The organism is Coprococcus sp. AF16-5, from assembly GCF_003479365.1.
In the GTDB taxonomy this organism is placed as follows: domain Bacteria; phylum Bacillota; class Clostridia; order Lachnospirales; family Lachnospiraceae; genus Coprococcus; species Coprococcus aceti.
The window spans coordinates 1,073,885-1,096,641 of the sequence record NZ_QUGZ01000001.1; the positions used below are offsets into that span (position 1 = coordinate 1,073,885).

Here is a 22,757-nt window from a genome sequence, read left to right on the forward strand (position 1 = left end):
GCAATTAATTATACTTATGTACGCTCTCTGTTGTCAAGCAGACATGCACAATTACACAGCCAAATATGCAACTCATTTGTGGTCTATTTATTCAGGAATCTCGCCTCATCCTGAACCATGCTGACCTCGCTTCCATCCCTCGCATCTATCAGTACAAGCTGTATCGGGTAAGTGTCGGAATGATCCGAATCCAACTGTGCAAATGAGTACACAGGTATAGCCTCATACTCGCCATCCCCTGTCTTTATCCTGAAATATGTGAGTCTCACATCGTTGAACTCCACTGAATTATATCCGGTATAATCCGCAAAGTGGCTCTCCATGACTCCCTTGAGGCTTGTCACCGCAGAATCCCAGGTGATCAGTGTCCCTGCATCCTGAATATCCCCCGCAGACTTCATCGGCCAAGTACATGTAAATCCCGTAAGTTTCTCTCCTGTAAATGCGATACTGTATGTGGACTTCTCCGTATAGTAGTATTTCTCTGCAGAAAACGAACCACTGTCCTCCGCATTCTTCTGGTTTGAGATGGTGTCTATGCCAAATGCATCCGGCTGATAGAGCGGCTGTCCATTCACGGACGCCTGAAATGTCACAGAGTATCCATCCTTCTCATATCCTACAACCTCTCCATACTCATCACTATATTGGCGGTAAAGCTCCGACTGTGATGTAGGGACCACATCATTAAAGCCCCATTTGTCCATGTAGTCCAGCGCTTTTACCATTCCGGCATCCTCATCCATGCCACTCATATTGGATTCATCAGTCTGAACGTCCGACGGATTCCCTTCATTTGCCGTTATCAGTTCCGCGGGATCCCATGAGGTATACTCCGTGAATGTCGCACCCTTGTCCGCCATATCTTCAGGAACAGGGTCCGTCACCGCAAGCTGGATAGAAAATCCCTCATCTGATATCCACGACAGATCATAAAAATACAGTATGTATTCAACTCCATCTATCTTCCCAATAAAATAATCCTTGCTGTAATCCACATCGGCACCCCTATGAGCGAACAGTTCATCTCTCTGCTCCTGTGTCACACTGTCCTTCATATCATATGGATACTCGAAAACTCCATCCTCCTCGTCAAATATGCTTTTGAGTATCGTCTCCCTGTCTTCAGCTCCTATGCTGCCCATGGTGAACTTCTTCGTATACATCTTATCGGCATCCGGAGTCTTGATCTCCGACGCTTTGATGCTTGCAGACTCCAAAGTTCCGCAATTTTCAACAGGTATATCAACACTTACGCTGGTCGGAATGCTGAGTGTTCTGGCAAGTCCACCCACACTGTCATCATAATCTGCATCCTTCTCGGTGTCCCTGGACGTGTCCGTTCCGCTGCTGTATTCCTTGATATCATCGCCCTCTATGACCGCCGTGTTTGCTTCCTTTTTCTTATCCGCGCAGCCACCGCACGCCATCGCAAGGCAAACCAAAGCTGCACATATCATCCATCTTCTTTTCCTCATATTTACTCTCCTTCACCAAGATATATTGTCATATACTCATAATAACCTGCCATTGAACTGCTCGGACTTACCTGCATGTAACAATCCTCAAGCTCACTCTCGTCAACAAGGAAATACACCGTCAGCAAATGTTCTTCGCCATCCCTCTTCAGGCAGCAGTAGCCATCCACGCTCTTTTCAGTAATCTCTGTGCCGTCATCTACTACATACGCAGGTACTCCATATGTCATCCGTCTTTCATAACTCGCACGAGGCTCACCATCTCCGCAATAATAATTCGTGTCAACCGGTGGCGCCAGCTTGTCCCCCGAGAGTTTTTCTCCCCTCTCAAGATCTATAACTATATCGTCATACGGATATGCTCTGTAGTCCGCTTTATATGTGATATACACCGCAACCATCCGCAAGCTGCTGTTATTATAATCTCCCCAGCTTGTAAAGCTGTTATCTGTCGCTTCGTTCATCCTCCGACATCTGACATCCACAAAGTTTCCGTCCGTATCCACCAGACCTTTCTCCTTGAGATCTCCCACAACATAGAGCATATCCGCAGGATCTATTCCCCGGGTGTCATCGTATACGTTCACACTGTTTACCGTCATCTCTACGCCATCCACAACAAACGACTCGTCCAATCCTATAAATGTGTACTTGTCATCCACCTGGATCGTATCAACATTATCCGGATTGTCATCATAAAATGTTGAGTCAACTCCGACCCAGTTAGATGGATCATCGCCCTCAGCATCCTTGACATTTATTCCGGTCACGATCTTGTCCAGTTCCTCATCCGTTATATCGCAGCCGATATACACAGTCAGAATAACGGACTCTTCTTTTATCGGAACGTACAGCACTCTATCAAATCCCCAATCAACTCCTCCCCTCTCAAACAACAGGTACTCATAACTTCCCGCCTGTCTGACTGTGGCATCCTCGATGCTTCGGTTTATCACAGTATTCGACTGTCCATTCCACTGGGTTGCCGCTATGGATATTCCCATATATCCTTTCCTGTCCGGGCTGTCATACTTACATTCCTCGACCTGAACCACGCCTTCCGGCAGATAATCAAGAGTGATCTCCACGTATCTTTTGCCAGAATTTATCATGTATGAATTACCATCGCTTCCTTTCATTATGCTCTGTGTTCCATTTTCTTCCTCCTCCGCCATTCTCTTTTTCATCGCGTCCAGAGTCTCCGTGCTCTCGGTGTCATCTGCAGCTGTGGCAACACCATCGTCATTGAGCTCTATCGTTCCACTTGCATAATCACCATTCTTCTCGATCGTAAATCTATACACGCTGACCGCAGCATGGATCGATACCGGTATAAGGATCACACCACACAGCAGCAGTGCTGCAACCTTGATAAATCTCTCCATTCCTCCATGTCTTTTCCCGAGGCCTGTCGGTCTGCCGGACTCCTCCATATCTCTCATTCCGGCGAGCAGACTTTCCTTTTTAGCTTTGTATTCTGCCGAAAATTCATGTTCAGACAGCTTGTCTATATTAACCGTATTGTCCGTGTTATCAACATTCTCCATATTCCTATTCTCCATCCAGCATCATCTCCTTCATCAGCAGTTTTCGCGCTCTCTTTACCGCCCGCTCATATTTCTTCCGGACCGCAGCCTCTGTCAGCCGCATCAGATCAGCTGTCTCTCTTACACTGAGCTGCCGCACTATCCTTAGCTGGAGCACTAGGGCATCATCATCAGATAATCTTCCAAGTATGCCTGTTATCAACTGTCTGTTCTCCACCTCATCAGCCATATTGCTCTTCACCGATGGATCGGCATGACTCCACAGGATGTTGTCTGCAAGTTCCGTGGAATCGTCATCCCCCTGCAGACTGCACACAGCCTCTTTATCTCTTTTATTTTTCCTGTACATATCAACAGCGATATTTCTTGCAATCTTGGTTATGTACGCCGACCTCTTCTCCTCCGGCATCCTTTTTATCATATTCCTGTATCTTATGACTTTCAGAAATGTCTCCTGTACAGCCTCCTCCGCCTGCCATATATCTCCCAATACGGCATACGACAGCCTGTATAACTTCTGTTCGTACTTGTCATAATATTCTGCTATCAATTCGCTGTCTTTCTTATCATTATGCATAATTTCCCTATCCTTTTTCATGTGCTCCCCGCCATGAACACCCCTAGATATTCTGTCTTTTTTGAACGTTCACTATATATAACGATTACATTATCATAAATGTGACACTTTTTCATAAAAAAAGAGGTTAAAGATTTCTCTTTAACCTCTTTTATGGGAAATATCACTATCTTCAGGCTTTATGCCTGTTCCGAATCCAAGTCTTCTTTATTCCCTGTATCCTCTTTATCCTTTTCTTCAGCTTCAGCCTCGGCTTCTAACAGTTTCGCAGCAGCTTCAGCCTCCTCCTTTGCCTTCTTCGCCTCTTCCTCGGCTTTTCGGGCGGTTTCCTCCAGTTTCTTCTCGTTGAGTCTGAATATCTTCCTCATCGTCGTACTGGTTCCGTATGCAATCGCACCAAATATGAATAAAACCCACAGGTACCATATATTCACAAATATAATAGGGTATCTCACGCATATAAATATAGGTGCAAACCATGCGATAAATACTTTTAACCATGATCCCTTATATGTGATAGCCAAAGCCAGTGAGTTTCTCACCGTGGTTCCCAGCTTATTGTTGTATCTGGCTATCAACGGGAACAAAAACGGAACAATAAGTCCCATAAATATAAGTTCTGTCACAAGAATTCCTGTGTAGAATGTAGATATGAATCCCGTCACTCTCTTGACAAGCAGGAATTCAAAATACATTACAAATATCGCAAGCAGAATAAAGAAATACGCTATGGTCGACTGTTTAAAGTTTCTCTTAAACTCATGGATAAATCCGGCGACAACCGTCTCTTCCTCATCCTCCTGCAGTCTTATACACATAGCATAAAGAGCTGACAGCGATGCTCCCACTGTAAATATAGGTATACAGCCAACTACAAAGCACACATTAAGTGCAAATATAGTTCCAAACGCATCCATTGCCCGTCTCAGAAGTGGTTCTTTCTCTTTTCCCCTGTCATTCTCTCTGCTCTCTTCCCTGTTGTTTGATATCTCGCTCATTCAAAATGTCCTCTTCGCTTATTGTTTCGTAAAAAAAAATAATATAATGCGGGTATCGATCGACCCAAGAGTCATCGATACCTACATTATATTTAATTGATTACAATATATATTACTCCTTTACACCACCAAGTGCAACACCTGCAATAATATATTTAGAAAGGAAGAAGTACATTACGAGGATTGGAATAACAGTTGTGAAAAGTCCACAATAGATCTGACCCCAATCTCTTGACTTATCATTTGCCTTTAACGCCTGAACGTACATTGGCATTGTCTGCTTCTTTCTCTCTGTAGCAAGTATGATAGAAGGTGTATACAGGTTATTCCATGATGCAACGAATCCGAAGATTGCCTGAGTTGCCATAGCTGGCTTCAGAAGAGGAAGTACGATCGAGTTGAACGTATGAATTTCTCCTGATCCATCAATTCTGGCAGCCTCTACGATCTCTACTGAGAGGCCAGTCTCCATGTACTGCTTCATAAAGTAAACAGTTGTTGGTGCTGCGATTGCTGGAATGATCATTGCAAGATATGAACCATAAATATGTGTGAGGTTACATATCTTGATGAAACCTACGATAGATACCTGCTGAGGAATCATCATGATAGCATATATGAAGCCCCATGCAAAATTCTTTGCCTTGAAATTGTAAACTGTAACTGCGTAAGCTGTCAGAGAACCGAAGTAGATCTGAAGAGCTGTTGCAGGTACTGTGATAATTAACGAATTGAGCATAGCCTGAAGTACGTTTACTCCACTCGTCTTCGCACCACCCTCTAAAAGTCCCTTGAAGTTAGTGATGAACTGTGATCCAGGAACAAGCTTTATTCCTGTAAGAATATCACTGGACTTAAGTGTTGAGTTAATTAACAAAATATAAAACGGTATGATTGACAGGAAACAAAGTATGATACAGATGACATATCTTAAAACCCTCGTTCCCGTTGCTTTTGATTCTGTCTGATCCAACTTTGTTCACCTACTTTCCTTGTTTTTCTGTTTTCTCTGATGTCAGCTTGTAGAACAGTAAGCTTATAATCAATGTGAATGCGAAAAGCATTACTGAGTAAGCTGCAGCTTTACCATAATCCTGTGTAGGACCTGCACTTACGTACTTCTTGATAAGCATAACTACTGTTGTTGTAGAATTGACATCTGATCCACCTACTCTTACAACCGGGTTACCTTCGTTGAAGAGCTGTGGAATATCGTACATCTGCAGACCACCGATAGCTGATGTTACAAGTGTGTACTGTAAGATCGGCTTGAGCAGTGGAAGTGTTATCTTAAAGAACTGCTGCTTTGATGTAGCACCATCAACACTGGCTGCCTCGTAAAGTGATGGATTGATACCGAGAATACCTGCACAAAGGACGATCATTGTATTACCATACCACATCCAGAACTGGATAAAAGCAATGATTATAAGTGATGCCCAGCCATGATTCAGGATACCACCCTCATCACACCATCCCCAACTTCTGAACAGGCTCGTGATAGGTCCCTGAACCTCGAACATACCGTAGAAGAGAACGGCGATTGTAGCTGCTGTAATGATGTTAGGCATGTACATGATTACCTTGAATACACCCTGACCCTTTATCTTAACCTTGATGTCTGTGAACCAGGCAGCAAGAACAAGTGCGAGAAGGATCTGAGGTACGAAGTTTACCAACCACAGAACAACTGTTATAGCAAGTGCCTGCCAGAACTCACTTCCGGTCTTTGCAAACACATAATTGGTAAAGTTACCGAGTCCTACGCTTGTTGTCACATATCTACCATTCTTAGCTGAGTAGATAAATGAGTTGTAGAACGTATAGATAAGTGGATACAGCTGAAAGATAAGGAAAACAAGGAAGAACGGAATGAGGAACATCAAACCATACTTGCCATATTCAACTGTCTTGTTCTTTTTCATAGTGTGATACGCCCCCTTAAAATATTGGTCTATAGTACACACGCACCAGCAACTTTCATTACTGATGCGTGCATTTTGTTACTTTATAGTTTTATCCTTTATTTTAGGGATAGATTACTTTGAGATACCAAGCTCTGAAGCACACTTGTCCTCGATGTACTTAACAGCATCATCAACTGATGTGTATGTACCTGAGTTGTAAGCTGTAGCTGCCTCATCGATGAATGCCTTGATTGAAGCATCCTGGTATGTTGTGTTGCTGAGGTTGATTCCCTCTGCTGATGCTGCCCATACCTCGATTGGGTTCTGTCCGCCAAGGAATTTCTGAGCTGCATTGTTGCTTGAAAGCTCACCATTGATAAGTCTCTCGTTAGCTGCCTTGTTGTTTACACAGTCACCTGTCTTGTTTGTGATATCAACACCAACATCTGGATCACATGTTAACTCGTAAAGAAGGAATGCACAAAGCTCTGGGTTTGGTGTATCCTTACCGACCATTACGTATGTACCGCCCCAGTGGTATGATGTAGGGCCTGTAACAGCTCCCCAGTTACCATCTACAGCGCCGTTACCCTGCATTGAACCTATGAACCAAGGACATCCGAAGTAGCAGAATACCTTTGAATCATTTGCCATATCAGCAGCCCATGATGAATCCCAAAGGGCTGTGTTGTTTGAATATCCACCATCATAGATCTTCTTACCTGTCTCAAGGTACTCTGTAACTGCACCGTCAAGTGTAAGCTTCTCTGATGAACCGTCATCTGTTACCCAAGGCTGTGACTGAGTATCCCAGATAGCGTACTTAACATCTGAAGGACCAGATACGATCTTGTATCCAGCACCCTTTAACTTTTCTGCTGTCTCGAAGAACTTGTCCCAATCAGCAAGAGCTGCCTGAACTGTCTCAGGATCATCTGATCCAAGAACTTCCTTAGCAATGTCTCTTCTGTAGAATATAGAACCTGCTGTAGCCTGCCATGTAACAGCCTTAAGCTCGCCGTTGTATGTGCCATACTGCTTAGCGAAGTCATATGAGTTAGCCATAACATCATCTGTGAAACCAAGATCTGTAAGGTTAGCTGTCTTTGTGTCATCCTCTGACCAGTACTTAGCTACATCGTTATCAGCAGGGATAAGTGAAGGATACTTATCTCCACTTGTAAGAGCTGTATCAATAGCTGTCTTGTACTCATCTGTTGTTCCACCAACACCAAGTGTTACGAACTCAACATAGTCCTTGTACTCTGGGAACTTGTCAAGAACGACGTTCATCTTCTTTGAGAAATCCTCATCCCATGAGTAAGCGTAGATCTTCTTGCTGTCATCCCAGCCATCTGTGCTAGGTGCTGCAATTGCTCCTGTTGCTGAAGCATCTGCCTCTGTTGCCTCTGTAGCATCATCTGATGCTGCCTCTGTTGCCTCTGTCTTAGCCTCTGTTGTTGCCTCTGTTGTAGCATCATCATTTCCGCCACATGCAACGAGTGATAATCCCATTGCCATAGCTAATGAAAGTGCTAACGCCTTTTTGATTTTTCTCACAAAAAAACCCTCCTTTTAAATATGTGTGCTATTCCAATGCTATGCTCTAAAATCACCTTATCGAGCATATCCGGAATGCCGTGTCATGCTTTTTCATGACCTCTGTTGTGATTTTATTGACAACGTCCTTGTCAACATAGGCTTATTATAGGGCATATTATCTAATTTGGCAACCCCTTTTTTGAGTTTTTTTATCTTTTTTGCACATTCGCCTTTTTTTAAGCTAAAAAAATAACTAATTAAACTTTATCTATAAGGCGTGTATTTTATCATTTTTGTCAAATAGCCTATTTTTCGTACATTCCATGCGCCTTTCCGGCTAATATGGCAACTGTACTTTATATATAGAAAACAGCTTATTTACAGGGTTTTCTTTTAGTCATTATGTATAGTGCATGCAAAACCGATCTGTTTTATTGTGCAATTTTAAATTTTAGACTTTTTTCACTATTGGAGGGGTTCTGTTCTCCTCTTCTATATGTTAGTATACTATTATTAAATATATTTGACGCGGAAGACCGGACGCCCTCCGGCTCTTTTCGTGCAGAGGAGTTTTGAATGAGCAAAAAAGATAATACACAGGAAGAGGTGCTGGAAAGCACACAGAAGGATGCCCCGGATGACATTTTGATCCAGCCAAGGGGTGTCAAGCGTGAGGTGGCCGACGGTTTCTCAGATCCTAGATCTGCAGCGCCCAAAGCGGACCTTGCGACCGAAAACAGTCTTGAGCTTCACGCCATGACGAGATCAGAGCGCCGCAGATACAGACGGGCGCAAAAAAAGGCTGAGACAGCGGACATGACACGCTCACAGCGTTTTCATTATTTTATAGACTGCAACAAATGGAAGATCATAGGAATACTGATGATCGTAGTGTCACTGGCCTGGATCTCACTGGCGGTATATTCCAATACCCGGCCGACGGTATTTGCATATGCGGTGGTCAACAGTCCTGATCCATGGAGCGTGGACACATCCGTTATAGACGACTATAAGAGCTACTATAATTATAAGGACTCGGACAAGATCAAATATATGCAGAACCTGCATTACGATCCGACTACATTTGACGCCGACTACGATGCAAATGGAACGGAATACTCTTCCTTCCCGCTGCTGTGCGAGGACAATGTATATGATGTGCTGATATCCGACAAGGCCGGAGTTGAGTGCTGCAGTTGGATAAATCTGATACATCCGCTTGATACATATGATGGCACCCTCAAAACTCTCTTCGAGGGAGAGCTCAAGGATCGTGTAGTAACGGCGCAGGATTCCGCAAATCACACTTCCGCATACGCAATAAACATCAGCGGAACGGATTTTGCCAACCGCATGAACCTGGGATACAACGATGTGTATCTCTCATTCCCGGGCAACAGCGAGGAGAATGTTGACCACATTATCAAGCTGTTGAATTACATTTTTGATCTTGGTATAGAATAAGAAAAAATGGCTGTGACATATTGTTGTGTCACAGCCATTTTTTCTGTCATGATCTGTATTCAGGTGATCATATATCAATATATCAGTCCTCTGAATCCATGTTCATGACCTGTCTCTTTCTGGCAAGCTCGTCATTTGCAAGATACTCATCGTATGTTGTCTGCTTGTCTATGAGACCTGTATTTGTAATCTCTATGATTCTGTTTGCAGTTGTCTGTACAAACTGGTGATCCTGTGAGGAGAACAGTACTACACCAGGGAACTTGATAAGTCCGTTATTGAGTGCCGTGATGGACTCCATATCGAGGTGGTTTGTAGGCTCATCGAGAATCAGGGTGTTTGAACCCATGATCATCAGCTTGGACAGAAGACATCTTACCTTCTCTCCTCCAGATAGGACCTTGACCTTCTTAACTCCATCCTCACCTGCAAAGAGCATTCTTCCGAGGAAGCCTCTTACATATGTGGCATCCTTCTCGTCTGAATACTGTGTCAGCCAGTCAACTATCACGAGGTCGTTGTCGAACTCCTTGGTGTTGTCCTTAGGGAAATATCCCTGTGAGGTAGTAACTCCCCACTTATAGCTTCCCTCGTCCGGTTCCTCCTCGCCTGCAAGTATCTTGAAGAGCATGGTGGTTGACTTGGTGTTCGGTCCGACAAATGCTATCTTGTCGTCATGACCAACCGTGAACGAGATATCATCCAGAAGCTTTTCTCCGTCAACCGTCTTGGAGATATGTGATACGGTAAGCACCTCGTTACCGATGTCTCTCTTTGGTCTGAAATCAATGTATGGATATTTTCTGCTTGATGGCTTGATGTCATCCAGCTCGATCTTCTCAAGGGCACGCTTACGGGATGTAGCCTGCTTGGACTTGGAAGCATTTGCCGAGAATCTCTGAATGAACTCCTGGAGCTCTTTGATCTTCTCTTCCTTCTTCTTGTTGGCTTCCTTCATCTGCTTGATCATAAGCTGACTTGACTCGTACCAGAAGTCATAGTTACCTGCGTAAAGCTGGATTTTGCTGTAATCTATATCTGCTATATGGGTACATACCTTGTTCAGGAAATATCTGTCATGCGATACAACGATAACCGTGTTCTCAAAGTTGATGAGAAATTCCTCAAGCCATGCGATGGCATCCATATCAAGGTGGTTTGTAGGCTCATCCAGAAGAAGTACATCCGGATTGCCAAAAAGGGCCTGAGCAAGAAGCACCTTGACCTTGAGTCCACCATCCAGATCCTTCATCAGGCTGTAGTGATACTCTGTGCCTACTCCAAGTCCGTTCAGGAGTGTGGAAGCATCTGACTCTGCCTCCCAGCCGTTCATCTCAGCAAATTCAGCCTCAAGCTCTGCAGCCTTGACTCCATCCTCGTCTGAGAAGTCCTCCTTCATATATATAGCATCTTTTTCCTTCATTATCTCATACAGACGCTTGTTACCCATGATTACTGTGTCAAGCACCTGGTACTCATCGTATTTGTAGTGATCCTGCTGGAGAACTGAAAGTCTCTCTCCATCATTCATGGTCACATCACCCTTTGACGGCTCTATCTCTCCTGACAGGATCTTCAGGAAAGTTGACTTGCCGGCACCATTTGCACCGATCAGTCCATAACAGTTACCCTCTGTAAATTTGATATTTACATCCTCAAATAAAGCCTTCTTACCAAATCTCAATGTTACGTTATTCGCACTAATCATCGACGTATATACCTTTCACTATTTACTCTGTCTGCACACGCAAACGTCTCCATTTTCAGTGATTAAGTATATCAATACATGTCAGATGTGTCAACTTTACTTTATGTACAGAGCGGTGCTTTTCCTGCCCCGCTCCACTCTTCCATTCTGATATCATTTACCAGAGATTACTGGCTGCCAGCTAGAGATTCTTGACTATAGGATCATACAGATCAAGCTCACAGTACTCTGTGTCTGTAAAATGATCGCAGTTAAGACAACTCTTACCCGTCACATCGTTTGAAAGACCCTTACAAGAACACTTCTTCTCATACGCACTGCATCTCTCTGCAACTTCTTTGTAGGTTTCTGTTGAACTTCTCATGATGTTCTCTCCTTTTTGCTATGCATTTTTCTGCTGCCTTATTATTGTGTGTCTTTTTCTGCTTTTTATTCCACATTTCATTCTTCGCTGATTCTTTGCCACATCAAGGTACGGATTCTTGACAATATGCTATATATTAAGTACAATCAGAATTAAAAATTTTTTAAATGATTGGAGATGAAATCTTGGACGCAGGTTCCATAATAAACATTATCATTCTGGTGGTGCTGATCGCACTGTCCGCATTCTTTTCTTCAGCTGAAACAGCACTCACAACGGTGAGTAAATTCTCGCTCAGGTCTCTTGCAGACAACGGCAACAAGCGGGCCTCACGGGTTCTCAAGGTCACAGAGAATTCAAGCAAGCTGATAAGCACTATTCTTATAGGAAATAACATTGTCAACATATCAGCATCTTCTCTCACGACCACATTCGTAACAAAGGCATTTGGAAGCTCTGCTGTCGGTATTGCAACCGGAGCCCTGACACTGATCGTTCTCCTCTTCGGAGAAATCACACCAAAGACCCTGGCTCAGCGTTATAACCTGAAGATATCGCTGTTATACATTGACATAATCCAGTTCCTTATGATAGTGCTCACACCTGTGATATTCATAGTGAATAAGATCGCTGATTTTATATTCTGGATCATAAGGCTCGACAAGGACGGCGGTAACCAGAAGATGACCGAGGATGAACTCATAAGCATGGTGAACGTCAGTGAGGAGGAAGGCGTCATCGAGGACAAAGAGAAGGAAATGATAACCAATGTGGTGGACTTCGGAGATTCCATTGCAAGGGATGTCATGATCCCAAGAGCAGATATGACCATCGCCTCTGTTGATATGGCTTATGATGATCTGCTGAAGCTCTACATGGAAGTACCGTATACGAGAATTCCTGTATATGAGGACTCCAGAGATAACGTGATCGGTATCCTTCATGTTAAGGATCTCTTCTTCTACAAGGCAACCCATGATATCAATAATTTCAGCGTTCGTAACATCATGAGAAAGCCACTGTATGTATATGAATATCAGAAGACCAATGATCTTCTGCACTCCATGAAGTCGGATTCCAATACCATGGCCATCGTGCTCGATGAGTACGGAATCTGCATAGGACTTATTACCATCGAGGATCTCATTGAGGAAATCATCGGAGACATCAAGGATGAGTACGACACGGAGGAACACAACAACATCATCAAGGTCGACGACACCCACTACAACGTCGATGGCTCCATCAAGCTGGATGATCTGAATGATGCACTGAATCTAAAGATAGAATCAGAGGACTACGACTCCCTCGGCGGTTACATAACCGAGCTGCTGGATCACATTCCAGCCAAGGGCGAGTCCGTCACCGACATCTCATGCATCTACAAGGTACTTGAGATGGACAAAAAGCGAGTCGCCAGAGTGCTTATCACGCTGGCTCCGCAGGAGCCAGGCGACGCCGACGGCGAGTAAGCCAGCGCCGGGTGGCGGGGTTATGCGCAAAACAGACATTTTCGTTGAAAAAGATACAATTTTGTGATATTTCTCGAAGGAATTTACGAAAAGCACACAGGCTTGCAAAAGCTTGTGTGCTTTTCTCTTTTTTCGGCTCAAAAAGATACAATCGTCAAGCTTGCAGCCAGCTAGCGTCCTGAGCATTCTCTTTCCCCTTGATTTTTTAACAAATTAATACGTTTTATAGTAAAACAACCTTGTAATGTAGTTTTGAATACTATATAATATGTCGTGTTGATTCAAAATCAACTGTTTATATGCGGTATTACACACTGCATAAACAACACATACTGCACAAAACAGCACATGCTGCGTAAACAATGCATACTGCATACACAGCACGTACAACTGTTGGAATATGTCAATTTGTGAACGGTATTTATGAACAGCATTTTCGCACAGCAGTTCCTGTGCGTGCTCCAACTAATATAAGAGGTGTCTATATGGATAAAAAGACAAATATTAAAGACATAATATCAATGGCCGGTGGCCTTGATTATATAAACCCTAAGGATATTCCTTCCATTGACCTGTACATGGATCAGTTGACCACCTTCATGGAGGATCAGCTTGGAAAGAACAGGCGCAATGACGAGGACAAGGTGATGACCAAGACCATGATCAACAACTACACGAAGAACAATCTTCTGCCATCGCCTAACAAGAAGAGATATTCTAAGCAGCACCTTATACTGCTCATTTATATATACTACCTGAAGAACATGCTCAGCATCAACGATATACAGACTCTGCTTGAGCCTCTTATAGATGGTTATTTTGATTCCAACAAGGACGGAAAGGATATTTCTGATATATACGCCCACTTGTATGAGCATCTATCCCAGCATTACGGTGACATCATCAAGGATATCGTGAGAACAGCCAACAAGGCTGATGCCATGTACGATCCTGAGAAGGACTCCTATCTCCACGATCTCAGCATGATCTCACTTCTCTCAGTTGATATATATGCCAAGAAGAAATATGTGGAGCATCTGGTAGACAAGCTCAGACAGGAATCTGAGGAAGATGCCAAGGCGAAGGCTAAAGCCCAGGCACAGAAAGCCAGAGAGCAGGCAGCAGCCAAAGCCGCAAAGGCTAAGCAGCCACAAGCAAACGCCGCTGCCGAGGGCAGGAAAAAATAGTCAGCTTACGCACAACCAACAAGTATTGCGACCAGATTTCACAGGACTCCAGCCTGTAACACAAATAAAACCCCTGAACGATAAAATGTAATCGTTCAGGGGTTTTGTCTGACTACTTGTCGGTTTTCTCGTTGCTCTGCTTGTCATTCTGCTGGAAGCTCTTCATTCTTGAAAATACAAGCTCATATCCGTCCTTGCCATAATTCAGGGATCTGTTGACCCTGCTTATCGTGGCTGTGGATGCTCCGGTCTTCTCCGCAACCTCCAGATATGTGTTGTCTTCCTTCAGCATCTTGGCCACTGCAAAACGCTGTGCTATAGATAACAGTTCATTCACCGTGCATACATCCTCAAAGAAATTAAAGCACTCCTCTTCTGTCTCCAATGTAAGTATTGCCTCAAACAGATCCTGTACTGCCTCTGTATGTACTGTTTTTCCCATGTCTAAGCTCCTTTTTGGCTTTCACGACTTTAGCGTGATAAAGTAATATATACTATATACCACTTTCTTATAATTTGCAATCTTTTTTGATCCAGACTGAAAGGCCTCTTCTGTTGACATAGAACTCGCCACAGCCCTCGTCATCTATCTTGATGTCATACTTGGCATTACCCATGACATCTGCAAAATGTGCTCCCGCAAACTGTCTGCCCACATACATTCTCTTGGTGCCGCCCATTCCATCGGACATGACAACCGCAAGTCCTGAATCCTTGTGCTCCTCGTCGCCCTCTCTGGTCCATCCAACAACCTCGCTGTGATCAAAGTAGTCGTGCTGAGTTCCGTATGCATATTTCTTTCTGAGCTTGAGCAGCTTATTCAGCATCGTCTTCTTCGACTTTACCTTAACCTGTGGTATTCCCGCGTAGTCGCCGATATACAGGCACGGATAGCCCTGCTCTCTGAGCAGTATGACCGCATACGCCAGAGGCTTGAACCAATCCTCAACGTATGATTCCAGAACTCCTCCAACCTGGGATTCGTGGTTATCTACAAATGTAACAGCCTTCTCCGGATTGCTCATCATAAGTGAACCCTTAAGCAGATCTGCCATGTTATACTCTCCATCTGCCACAGATGCATCGTGGAAATTGAAGTGCAATGGCACATCGAACATGGATGCCTCATTGTCTGTGGCCTTGATATAGCCATTCAGATATTCTGTATTCCAGTGCCAGAAATCACCGACAGCAAATATGTCCTTATGTACATATTCCGGAGCCTCATCTGCGCCCTTCTTCTTAGCGGCTGCAGGGACATCAGATGTCGCTTCAATAAAATCCTTCACAAACCATGCAGGGATAGCCTCTGCCTCCTGGAATCTGAATCCGTCCACATCAGTGGTCTTCTCGTACCACTGAGCCCACGCCATGAGCTCGTCGTACACTTCCTGATTGTAGAAATCAATCTCGCTTCCAATTATATAATCATACTTGGAATATTCCTTGTCCGCCTCGTCATAATCCTTGCCCTCAAGAGCGCACACACGCTTCTTGAATTCTTCCTGCTTCCAGTCTATTCCCGCAAAATGCTTCCAGTTCCACTTGAACTTGGAATACTTTGACTTTCTTCCAGGGAATGTAAACTTTGAAAGTGCTCCCACAGTCTTCTTATTGCCGATCATCTGTGGAATATCTTTGGTGTTGAAGTCGGCTGCTGTAACCTTCTCTATCCTGTCAGCGCCAAGCTTCTGTCTGACCGCAATGTCCGCATAGACATTTATCCCCTGATCCTTCATAGCCTTTATAGCAGCTATATACTCATCCTTAGTTCCATATCTGGTTCCAACTGAACCCTTCTGGTCAAACTCTCCCAGATCATACAGATCGTACGGAGCATACCCCATATCTTCTTTGCCCTGTGCTCCCTTTGTAGCAGGCGGAAACCATACAGCCGTAGCCCCCATCTTCTTCAGAACCGCAGCGTCCTCTGCTGCCTTTTTCCATAAATCCTGGCTGTCGGTCGTATTCGCTGTAAAATACTGTACCAAAAGTCCGTTATCCTTCATCTCAATACCTCCGTTATTGGCTTTTAATCACCCTTATAAGTCATTATATCAAATCTGAATATATGAGTAAAGACCGACAAATAACAAAAAACATGCCCGCAGACTCCCCTTACCGGAGTGCCTGCAGGCATGCCAAAGACACTATGTACTGTAACGTATATATCTCGGATCACACACGCTGATCCATGCATGTATACACCACAGCTTATAGCTGTATTACATATTCTTGATTCTCTCTATAGCTTCAACTGTATTCTCATAAGTTCCGAATGCAGTAAGTCTGAAATATCCCTCACCGCTTGGTCCGAAGCCTGAACCTGGGGTTCCGACTACATTTGCATTCTCAAGCAGATAATCGAAGAAATCCCATGATGACATGTTGTTCGGTGTCTTAAGCCAGATGTATGGCGCATTTACACCGCCTGATACAGTGTAGCCTGCATCCTTGAGTCCCTGTGAGATAACCTTTGCGTTGTTCATGTAGTATGCGATCTGAGCCTTTGTCTGAGCCTTGCCCTCGTCTGAGTACACTGCGTCTCCTGCTGCCTGAACAATGTATGGAGCGCCATTGAACTTTGTTCCATGTCTTCTTGCCCACAGGCTGTGCATTGACACGCCATCTGCGTCCTTCAGATCCTTTGGAACTACAGCATAGCCAAGACGTGTTCCTGTGAATCCTGCGTTCTTAGAAAAGCTCTTGAGCTCGATAGCACATGTCTTTGCGCCCTCGCACTCATATATTGTATGAGGAACATCCTCCTCGCTGATATATGCCTCGTATGCAGCATCGTAGATGATGACTGCTCCGACCTTATTTGCGTAATCTACCCACTCCTGAAGCTGATCCTTCTTGATCGTTGCTCCTGTAGGGTTGTTTGGGAAACACAGATATATGATGTCAGGTGTCTCCTTTGGAAGCTCTGGCGCAAAGTTATTGTCCGCAAGACATGGCATGTAAATTACATCGCTCCACAACTCTGTGTTCTTGTCGTATGTTCCTGTTCTTCCTGCCATTACATTTGAATCAACATATACAGGGTATACAGGATCACATACTGCAATCTTGCTGTCTGCTGTAAATATCTCCTGAATATTTGCTGAGTCACTCTTTGCCCCGTCGCTGACAAATATCTCATCAGCAGATATGTCCACGCCTCTGTCAGCATAGTCGTTCTTTGCTATGGTGTTTCTGAGGAACTCATAGCCGAGATCAGGAGCATATCCCTTGAATGTCTCCGCAACTGCCATCTCATCTACAGCCTTGTGAAGGCGCTCTATGATAGCCGGTGCAAGTGGCTGAGTCACATCACCGATACTGAGTCTTATAACCTTCTTGTCAGGGTGTGCCGCGCTGTACTCTCTCTGCTTTCTTCCAACTGTTGAGAAGAGATAACTTCCCGGAAGCTTTAAATAATTTTCATTTGCCTTAAACATATCTTTCCTCCTAATATATATCAGTCCAGCCTTCAAATACTTCCCTTGCCGGTCCTGTCATGTACATAGTTTCATTCTGCCTGTCGTAATCAATATCTAAAGTTCCTCCGAGCAATGAGACCTTTACCGAATCTCTCGTCCTGCCGGCAGCTATCCCCGCCGCCACAGCCGCACACGCGCCTGTACCGCACGCAAATGTCTCGCCGGAGCCGCGCTCCCACACTCGCATCCTCATATGATCTTCGTCAACGATCTGGACAAATTCTACATTTGTCCTGTTCGGGAACATGGGATGCACTTCCATCTCAGGCCCCAGAGTCTCCATCTGGCAGACATATATATCATCCACCCACACAACCGCATGGGGATTGCCCATGGATACCCGGACAAAATCCACGGTTTCATCAGGCAGAACAGCCATCTCGACAGCCGCACCTATATCCGGTCTGCCCATATCCACACATACCGCAACCACTCTTCCATCCTGCAGAATACATCTGAGCCGTTTTATACCCGCCTGTGTCTCCACAGTAAATTCCGTCTTCTCCGTCATTCCATGGTCGTATACATACTTGCCAAGGCATCTTATGCCATTTCCACACATCTCTGCCCTGCTGCCATCCGCATTGTATATATCCATATTAAAATCAGCCCTGGCCGAAGGTCCTATAAGTATCAGTCCGTCGCCCCCAATGCCCCTGTGCCTGTCACTGACAAGCCTGGCTAAGATCTCCGGATCATATACCTTTTCTCTGAAGCAGTTCACGTACACGTAGTCATTTCCAAGTCCTTCCATCTTCGTGAATCGCAATAGAAAGCCTCCCTCTTGATCTGTTTTAAAAACAATCTGAATTATCCAGTATCATATATGCCATCTCGACTATATTTATACCGTTATCCATGCTCTTCTTTTGCAGATATCTGTGAGCGCCCTGTTCATCATACTCAAAGTCGTGCATAAGCTTGAGTTTTGCCGCCTTGATGACCTTCTTCTCTTCCTTGGTTCTCTCCTTCGGCCTGGACTTTCTCTTTTTTCTCTCCCACAGAAGATTCTCTATTGTGAGACTTACGGTATTCACAAAGTCCATGGACTTTATCGGCATAGACAGACATACCACGCCGCTGTCCCGGACTTCCTCATAATTCTTCTTGCTGCTGAGCACGATCATGTCAAAATATTTCGGAATATAATTCTCAAGATCTGAATACATCATATCCAGGAATTTATATCCACATATTATGACTCCATCGTCACACGCATCCGCAGCCTGCGCCGCCTGGGCTCCGGTTGTACACACCTTTGTAACACTTATACCATTGCGAATGAGCAGGTTTTTTATACTCTTTGCTTCCTCTATTTTCGGAAAAACTATTATAACATTTACCAAATCAAAGCCCTCTCAATCGTGTATGTATAGCTATTATCAAATATATAGGTAAGCAGACCTTTCGCTCCGCTTACCTATACTACTCATCATTTTATATTGTTCGTGTATAAGATCAGACTTTGTACAGATAGTTTGAAATCTCCCAGTCTGTAACCTGTCTTGTGTACTCATTCCACTCATCCATCTTGGCACTTGTATATCTCTCGAAGATGTGTGAACCAACTGCCTCCTTCATGAAGTCGCTCTCGCTCATGGCAAGAGTTGCCTCTCTGAGGTTTGCAGGAAGGCTGTGGATATGACGTGCCTTCTTCTCCTCTGCAGTGAGGTTGAATATATTTGTATCTACACTTGGTGGAACTGGAAGCTGACGCTTGATTCCGTCAAGTCCTGCTTTAAGGCATACTGCCATGGCAAGGTATGGGTTAGCTGTTGGATCCGGACATCTGAGCTCAACTCTTGTTCCTGCACCACGTGCACTTGGAATTCTGATAAGTGGACTTCTGTTCTTTGCTGACCATGCGATGTAAATAGGAGCCTCATAGCCTGGAACAAGTCTCTTGTATGAATTTACAAGTGGGTTGGTGATGGCTGTCATCTCCTTCATATGCTCCATGATTCCGGCGATGAACCAGTAAGCCTCCTGGCTAAGTCCGAGCTTATCGTTCTCATCTGCAAATATGTTCTTGCCATCCTTCTGGAGCGACATGTTCATATGCATACCTGAACCGCATACGCCATACTTTGGCTTTGGCATGAATGTTGCGCAGAGACCATGTCTCTTGGCAATAGTCTTTACAACCAGTTTGAATGTCTCGATGTTGTCGGCGGTTCTCAAAGCCTCACCGTACTTGAAATCTATCTCATGCTGTGCAGGAGCTACCTCATGGTGTGATGCCTCGATCTCAAATCCCATCTGCTCAAGAGTAAGAACCATATCTCTTCTCGCATTCTCACCGAAATCCAGTGGTCCGAGATCAAAATAGCTTGCTCTCTCGTATGTGTTAGTTGTAGGCATTCCGTTCTCATCTGTCTGGAAGAGGAAGAACTCACACTCAGGACCTACATTCATAGTGTAACCCATCTCTTTTGCCTCAGCCAGAGCTCTCTTAAGTACATATCTTGGATCGCCCTCAAATGGTGTTCCATCAGGCTTATATACATCACATATAAGTCTTGCAACCTTTCCCTGCTGTGGTCTCCAAGGGAATGTCTCATATGTATCATAATCAGGATACAGATACATATCTGACTCCTCAATTCTCGCAAAGCCCTCTATAGAAGAACCGTCGAACATGATCTTGTTGTCAAGTGCCTTCTCTATCTGGCTTGAGGTTATCGCTACGTTCTTAAGGTCACCAAAAATATCTGTGAACTGAAGTCTTATAAACTCAACATCATCTTCTTTGACCTTTTTCAGTATGTCTTCCTTTGTGTATTTTCCCATCGTTATACTCCTTTTCTACACATTGTTTGATCCTCTGCATGTAAATCCCTATGAGTTTTTCTCATAGCTAGAGTTATAATAAACTTTGACAGAACTTTTGTCAACACAGATGAACGGTTGAGCAAATGTATATTCTGTCATAATTCTCTATCGAAGATCTCTCTTCCTGAATGTCAACCACGTTGCCACTATCATCACCGCGCCATACGCAGCGGCCACTGCCAGGGATATTCCCGCGTGACTCCAGTCTATATCGACCTGACTCATCTCCCTCACAGAGCTGAACGGCATATAGCCCAGTATTTTCTCCAGAACATCCGACTGGAACAGCACAGGCATGATCTGCACGCCGAGATCCACCAGGAAAAACAGCAGCAGATTCACGGATACGGATGCTGCCTTGGACGTCAGCGCAAATGCAAGGAATACGCATGTCATATATAACATCGTAAGCACAAAGCCCTCGCACGCTATCGATCTCAGCATATATCCCGCCACATTCAGGGTAAATGCCTTTCCAAAGCCTCCACAAATGCATCCTCCTATGGTATATACAAGTATGTCCTCAAGAGAGAGTATCCATATCGCCACTATATATACTATGATCTTCGAAAACATTATATGTGCCCTGCTGTGTCCCTGGGCTATCGCACACTGGATATCCCTGGACTTGTAATCGCTGGTGATGAGCGACGCCGCAATAAATCCAAACAGCATGCCGGACACCGAGCTTCCAGAAAACGAGCCCAGCAGATACTGGAACTGAAAATCCCCCGTGAGTTCTATTCCGAGAATATCTCCAACCAATCCCACCGAGATCAGATATATTATATCCTGGACAAAGAAAACTATCAGGCACACCCTGAAGCCCAGGCTCTTATACAGCTTATAAAATTCAGCCGACAACAGTTCACGCATAATGAGCACCCCCTATCCTGTGAATAAAGTAGTTCTCAAGGCTCTCCTCCTCGAGATGGTACTCACTGACAAACACCCTCTCATTGTAGAGAACCCATGCCAGCTCGTCTGAGTTTACCGGCTGGTCCACGATTATCTCATCGCCATTCACATACACATTCACTATATTGTATCTCATAGCAAGTATATCAAGAACCTTCTTCACATCATTGGTGCGCAATCTCAGTCTCCTGTGGCACTTCGCGTCAAGCTGCGCTGCAGAGAGGCAGTCTATGATCTGTCCTCTGTCTATCATTATGTAGTCCGTTGCCAGCTCGTGAAGCTCTGTGAGTATATGGCTGGATATAAGTATCGTCACACCAAATCTCTGATTTATCTGCTTGAGAAGATTTCTTATCTCAACTATTCCAACCGGATCAAGTCCGTTTATCGGCTCATCCAATAGCAGGAGATCCGGACCTGACAGCATGGCACAGCCAATCGCCAGCCTCTGCTTCATTCCCATCGAATAATTCCTAAACTTCTTCTTGCCAACGCCCTGCAATCCAACATTTGCTATGGTCTGCTCGATGAGCTTGTCGTTCTTTATCCCCCTCAGCTTCATATTAAGCTTTATGTTGTCTACAGCATTATAATTGTCGTGCAGTCCGGCATGTTCGCACACCGTTCCTATCCTCTTTCTGGCATTCACCAGCCCCTTGCTGTCACTGGCGCCAAATAATTCTATCTCTCCCTCGTCAGGAAACAACAGACCATTGATATGATTGATCAGGGTAGTCTTTCCTGCCCCGTTCTGTCCTATAAAGCCATATATCTTCCCCCTTTCAAGAGATATATTGACATTGGACAAAACAGTATTCTTTCCAAATGTCTTCGTGAGTCCGCTTACTCTCACAACATTCTCTGCCATTTATCCCCCACCTTTCTGTCCTCATAAAATACGCCTACAGGAAATAATATTCTATGAATTTACACAAAAACCCGTCATCCAGCACATAGCTGAACAACGGGTCCTTTATATACTTATCAATGATAAGAATTAATCCTGAACGTATGGTAATATTGCGATCTGTCTAGCTCTCTTAACAGCAATTGTGATTGCTCTCTGATGCTTAGCACATGTTCCTGTGATTCTTCTTGGAAGGATCTTACCTCTCTCTGAGATATACTTTCTGAGTGCGTTTGAATCCTTGTAATCGATCACAGCCTCTTTATTAGCACAATACTCGCAGACTTTCTTTCTTCTACGGATATTTCTTCTCTTCATTGGAGCGTCAGCTCTATCAGTCTTATTGTAAGCCATTGTATTTACCTCCTATT

Annotated in this window: 21 protein-coding genes; 3 read left to right on the plus strand and 18 right to left on the minus strand. The window is 44.3% G+C overall.

The features are described 5' to 3' along the window. Positions 1 to 83: 83 nt before the first annotated feature. From DWW70_RS04760 to DWW70_RS04790, 7 genes are all read right to left on the minus strand, one after another. Positions 84 to 1,478, minus strand: a complete 1,395-nt coding sequence (locus tag DWW70_RS04760; RefSeq protein ID WP_118649316.1) for a hypothetical protein — start codon at positions 1,476 to 1,478, stop codon at positions 84 to 86. Between the two features lie 2 nt (positions 1,479 to 1,480). After that, positions 1,481 to 3,040 carry a hypothetical protein gene (locus tag DWW70_RS04765; protein WP_055273654.1) on the minus strand — a complete coding sequence of 520 codons (1,560 nt, stop codon included), beginning with the start codon at positions 3,038 to 3,040 and terminating at the stop codon, positions 1,481 to 1,483. Continuing rightward, positions 3,030 to 3,602, minus strand: coding sequence for an RNA polymerase sigma factor (locus DWW70_RS04770; protein ID WP_015533294.1), 573 nt, complete (start codon positions 3,600 to 3,602; stop codon positions 3,030 to 3,032). The genes DWW70_RS04765 and DWW70_RS04770 overlap by 11 nt, the downstream gene beginning before the upstream one ends. A gap of 179 nt (positions 3,603 to 3,781) precedes the next feature. After that, entirely contained in the window at positions 3,782 to 4,600 is an 819-nt protein-coding gene (locus DWW70_RS04775; protein WP_055143836.1) for a YesL family protein, read from the minus strand. Positions 4,601 to 4,712: 112 nt separating this feature from the next. Beyond that, on the minus strand, positions 4,713 to 5,573 hold the full coding sequence (locus DWW70_RS04780) for a carbohydrate ABC transporter permease (RefSeq protein ID WP_022216607.1): 861 nt from the start codon (positions 5,571 to 5,573) through the stop codon (positions 4,713 to 4,715). Between the two features lie 10 nt (positions 5,574 to 5,583). Continuing rightward, entirely contained in the window at positions 5,584 to 6,525 is a 942-nt protein-coding gene (locus DWW70_RS04785) for a carbohydrate ABC transporter permease (protein ID WP_015533296.1), read from the minus strand. Positions 6,526 to 6,639: 114 nt separating this feature from the next. After that, entirely contained in the window at positions 6,640 to 8,067 is a 1,428-nt protein-coding gene (locus tag DWW70_RS04790) for an ABC transporter substrate-binding protein (protein WP_118649318.1), read from the minus strand. 558 nt (positions 8,068 to 8,625) lie between these two features. On the opposite strand from DWW70_RS04790, the gene DWW70_RS04795 reads away from it, so the two are divergent. Next, entirely contained in the window at positions 8,626 to 9,513 is an 888-nt protein-coding gene (locus tag DWW70_RS04795; protein ID WP_022216609.1) for a hypothetical protein, read from the plus strand. 82 nt (positions 9,514 to 9,595) lie between these two features. Here DWW70_RS04795 and DWW70_RS04800 read toward each other — a convergent pair whose 3' ends face one another. After that, complete coding sequence (locus DWW70_RS04800; RefSeq protein ID WP_015533297.1) at positions 9,596 to 11,221, minus strand: ABC-F family ATP-binding cassette domain-containing protein; 1,626 nt, start codon at positions 11,219 to 11,221, stop codon at positions 9,596 to 9,598. A gap of 181 nt (positions 11,222 to 11,402) precedes the next feature. Beyond that, entirely contained in the window at positions 11,403 to 11,585 is a 183-nt protein-coding gene (locus DWW70_RS04805; RefSeq protein ID WP_015533298.1) for a hypothetical protein, read from the minus strand. Positions 11,586 to 11,770: 185 nt separating this feature from the next. Here DWW70_RS04805 and DWW70_RS04810 point away from each other — a divergent pair, with 185 nt between their 5' ends. After that, on the plus strand, positions 11,771 to 13,057 hold the full coding sequence (locus tag DWW70_RS04810; protein ID WP_330410571.1) for an HlyC/CorC family transporter: 1,287 nt from the start codon (positions 11,771 to 11,773) through the stop codon (positions 13,055 to 13,057). A gap of 485 nt (positions 13,058 to 13,542) precedes the next feature. After that, positions 13,543 to 14,244, plus strand: a complete 702-nt coding sequence (locus DWW70_RS04815; protein ID WP_022216611.1) for a DUF1836 domain-containing protein — start codon at positions 13,543 to 13,545, stop codon at positions 14,242 to 14,244. Between the two features lie 112 nt (positions 14,245 to 14,356). Here DWW70_RS04815 and DWW70_RS04820 read toward each other — a convergent pair whose 3' ends face one another. From DWW70_RS04820 to rpsR, 9 genes are all read right to left on the minus strand, one after another. Continuing rightward, a complete protein-coding gene (locus tag DWW70_RS04820; protein ID WP_015533300.1) occupies positions 14,357 to 14,686 on the minus strand; it encodes a YerC/YecD family TrpR-related protein in 330 nt (109 codons plus the stop codon). Between the two features lie 67 nt (positions 14,687 to 14,753). Beyond that, a complete protein-coding gene (locus DWW70_RS04825) occupies positions 14,754 to 16,253 on the minus strand; it encodes an alpha-amylase (protein WP_055279808.1) in 1,500 nt (499 codons plus the stop codon). Positions 16,254 to 16,469: 216 nt separating this feature from the next. Next, positions 16,470 to 17,687, minus strand: coding sequence for an LL-diaminopimelate aminotransferase (locus tag DWW70_RS04830; protein WP_022216612.1), 1,218 nt, complete (start codon positions 17,685 to 17,687; stop codon positions 16,470 to 16,472). Positions 17,688 to 17,697: 10 nt separating this feature from the next. Then, positions 17,698 to 18,498, minus strand: coding sequence for a diaminopimelate epimerase (gene dapF / locus DWW70_RS04835; RefSeq protein WP_055143828.1), 801 nt, complete (start codon positions 18,496 to 18,498; stop codon positions 17,698 to 17,700). A 25-nt stretch (positions 18,499 to 18,523) separates the two neighbouring features. After that, positions 18,524 to 19,075 (minus strand): ANTAR domain-containing response regulator, encoded by a 552-nt coding sequence (locus DWW70_RS04840; RefSeq protein ID WP_022216613.1) that lies wholly within the window; start codon positions 19,073 to 19,075, stop codon positions 18,524 to 18,526. Between the two features lie 112 nt (positions 19,076 to 19,187). Next, positions 19,188 to 20,519, minus strand: coding sequence for a type I glutamate--ammonia ligase (glnA, locus tag DWW70_RS04845; protein ID WP_118649319.1), 1,332 nt, complete (start codon positions 20,517 to 20,519; stop codon positions 19,188 to 19,190). A 147-nt stretch (positions 20,520 to 20,666) separates the two neighbouring features. Beyond that, on the minus strand, positions 20,667 to 21,437 hold the full coding sequence (locus tag DWW70_RS04850; RefSeq protein WP_015533304.1) for an ABC transporter permease: 771 nt from the start codon (positions 21,435 to 21,437) through the stop codon (positions 20,667 to 20,669). Continuing rightward, on the minus strand, positions 21,430 to 22,347 hold the full coding sequence (locus tag DWW70_RS04855; RefSeq protein ID WP_022216614.1) for an ABC transporter ATP-binding protein: 918 nt from the start codon (positions 22,345 to 22,347) through the stop codon (positions 21,430 to 21,432). The genes DWW70_RS04850 and DWW70_RS04855 overlap by 8 nt, the downstream gene beginning before the upstream one ends. 129 nt (positions 22,348 to 22,476) lie before the next feature. Next, a complete protein-coding gene (gene rpsR / locus DWW70_RS04860; RefSeq protein WP_015533306.1) occupies positions 22,477 to 22,740 on the minus strand; it encodes a 30S ribosomal protein S18 in 264 nt (87 codons plus the stop codon). Positions 22,741 to 22,757: the final 17 nt, after the last annotated feature.

Excerpts from the sequence above, each read along its gene's own strand:
- DWW70_RS04760 (WP_118649316.1), bottom strand. The coding sequence starts at position 1,478 with ATGAGGAAAAGAAGATGGATGATATGTGCAGCTTTGGTTTGCCTTGCG.
- DWW70_RS04765 (WP_055273654.1), bottom strand. The coding sequence starts at position 3,040 with ATGGAGAATAGGAATATGGAGAATGTTGATAACACGGACAATACGGTT.
- DWW70_RS04770 (WP_015533294.1), bottom strand. The coding sequence starts at position 3,602 with ATGCATAATGATAAGAAAGACAGCGAATTGATAGCAGAATATTATGAC.
- DWW70_RS04775 (WP_055143836.1), bottom strand. The coding sequence starts at position 4,600 with ATGAGCGAGATATCAAACAACAGGGAAGAGAGCAGAGAGAATGACAGG.
- DWW70_RS04785 (WP_015533296.1), bottom strand. The coding sequence starts at position 6,525 with ATGAAAAAGAACAAGACAGTTGAATATGGCAAGTATGGTTTGATGTTC.
- DWW70_RS04795 (WP_022216609.1), top strand. The coding sequence starts at position 8,626 with ATGAGCAAAAAAGATAATACACAGGAAGAGGTGCTGGAAAGCACACAG.
- DWW70_RS04800 (WP_015533297.1), bottom strand. The coding sequence starts at position 11,221 with ATGATTAGTGCGAATAACGTAACATTGAGATTTGGTAAGAAGGCTTTA.
- DWW70_RS04805 (WP_015533298.1), bottom strand. The coding sequence starts at position 11,585 with ATGAGAAGTTCAACAGAAACCTACAAAGAAGTTGCAGAGAGATGCAGT.
- DWW70_RS04815 (WP_022216611.1), top strand. The coding sequence starts at position 13,543 with ATGGATAAAAAGACAAATATTAAAGACATAATATCAATGGCCGGTGGC.
- DWW70_RS04820 (WP_015533300.1), bottom strand. The coding sequence starts at position 14,686 with ATGGGAAAAACAGTACATACAGAGGCAGTACAGGATCTGTTTGAGGCA.
- DWW70_RS04825 (WP_055279808.1), bottom strand. The coding sequence starts at position 16,253 with ATGAAGGATAACGGACTTTTGGTACAGTATTTTACAGCGAATACGACC.
- DWW70_RS04830 (WP_022216612.1), bottom strand. The coding sequence starts at position 17,687 with ATGTTTAAGGCAAATGAAAATTATTTAAAGCTTCCGGGAAGTTATCTC.
- glnA (WP_118649319.1), bottom strand. The coding sequence starts at position 20,519 with ATGGGAAAATACACAAAGGAAGACATACTGAAAAAGGTCAAAGAAGAT.
- DWW70_RS04850 (WP_015533304.1), bottom strand. The coding sequence starts at position 21,437 with ATGCGTGAACTGTTGTCGGCTGAATTTTATAAGCTGTATAAGAGCCTG.
- DWW70_RS04855 (WP_022216614.1), bottom strand. The coding sequence starts at position 22,347 with ATGGCAGAGAATGTTGTGAGAGTAAGCGGACTCACGAAGACATTTGGA.
- rpsR (WP_015533306.1), bottom strand. The coding sequence starts at position 22,740 with ATGGCTTACAATAAGACTGATAGAGCTGACGCTCCAATGAAGAGAAGA.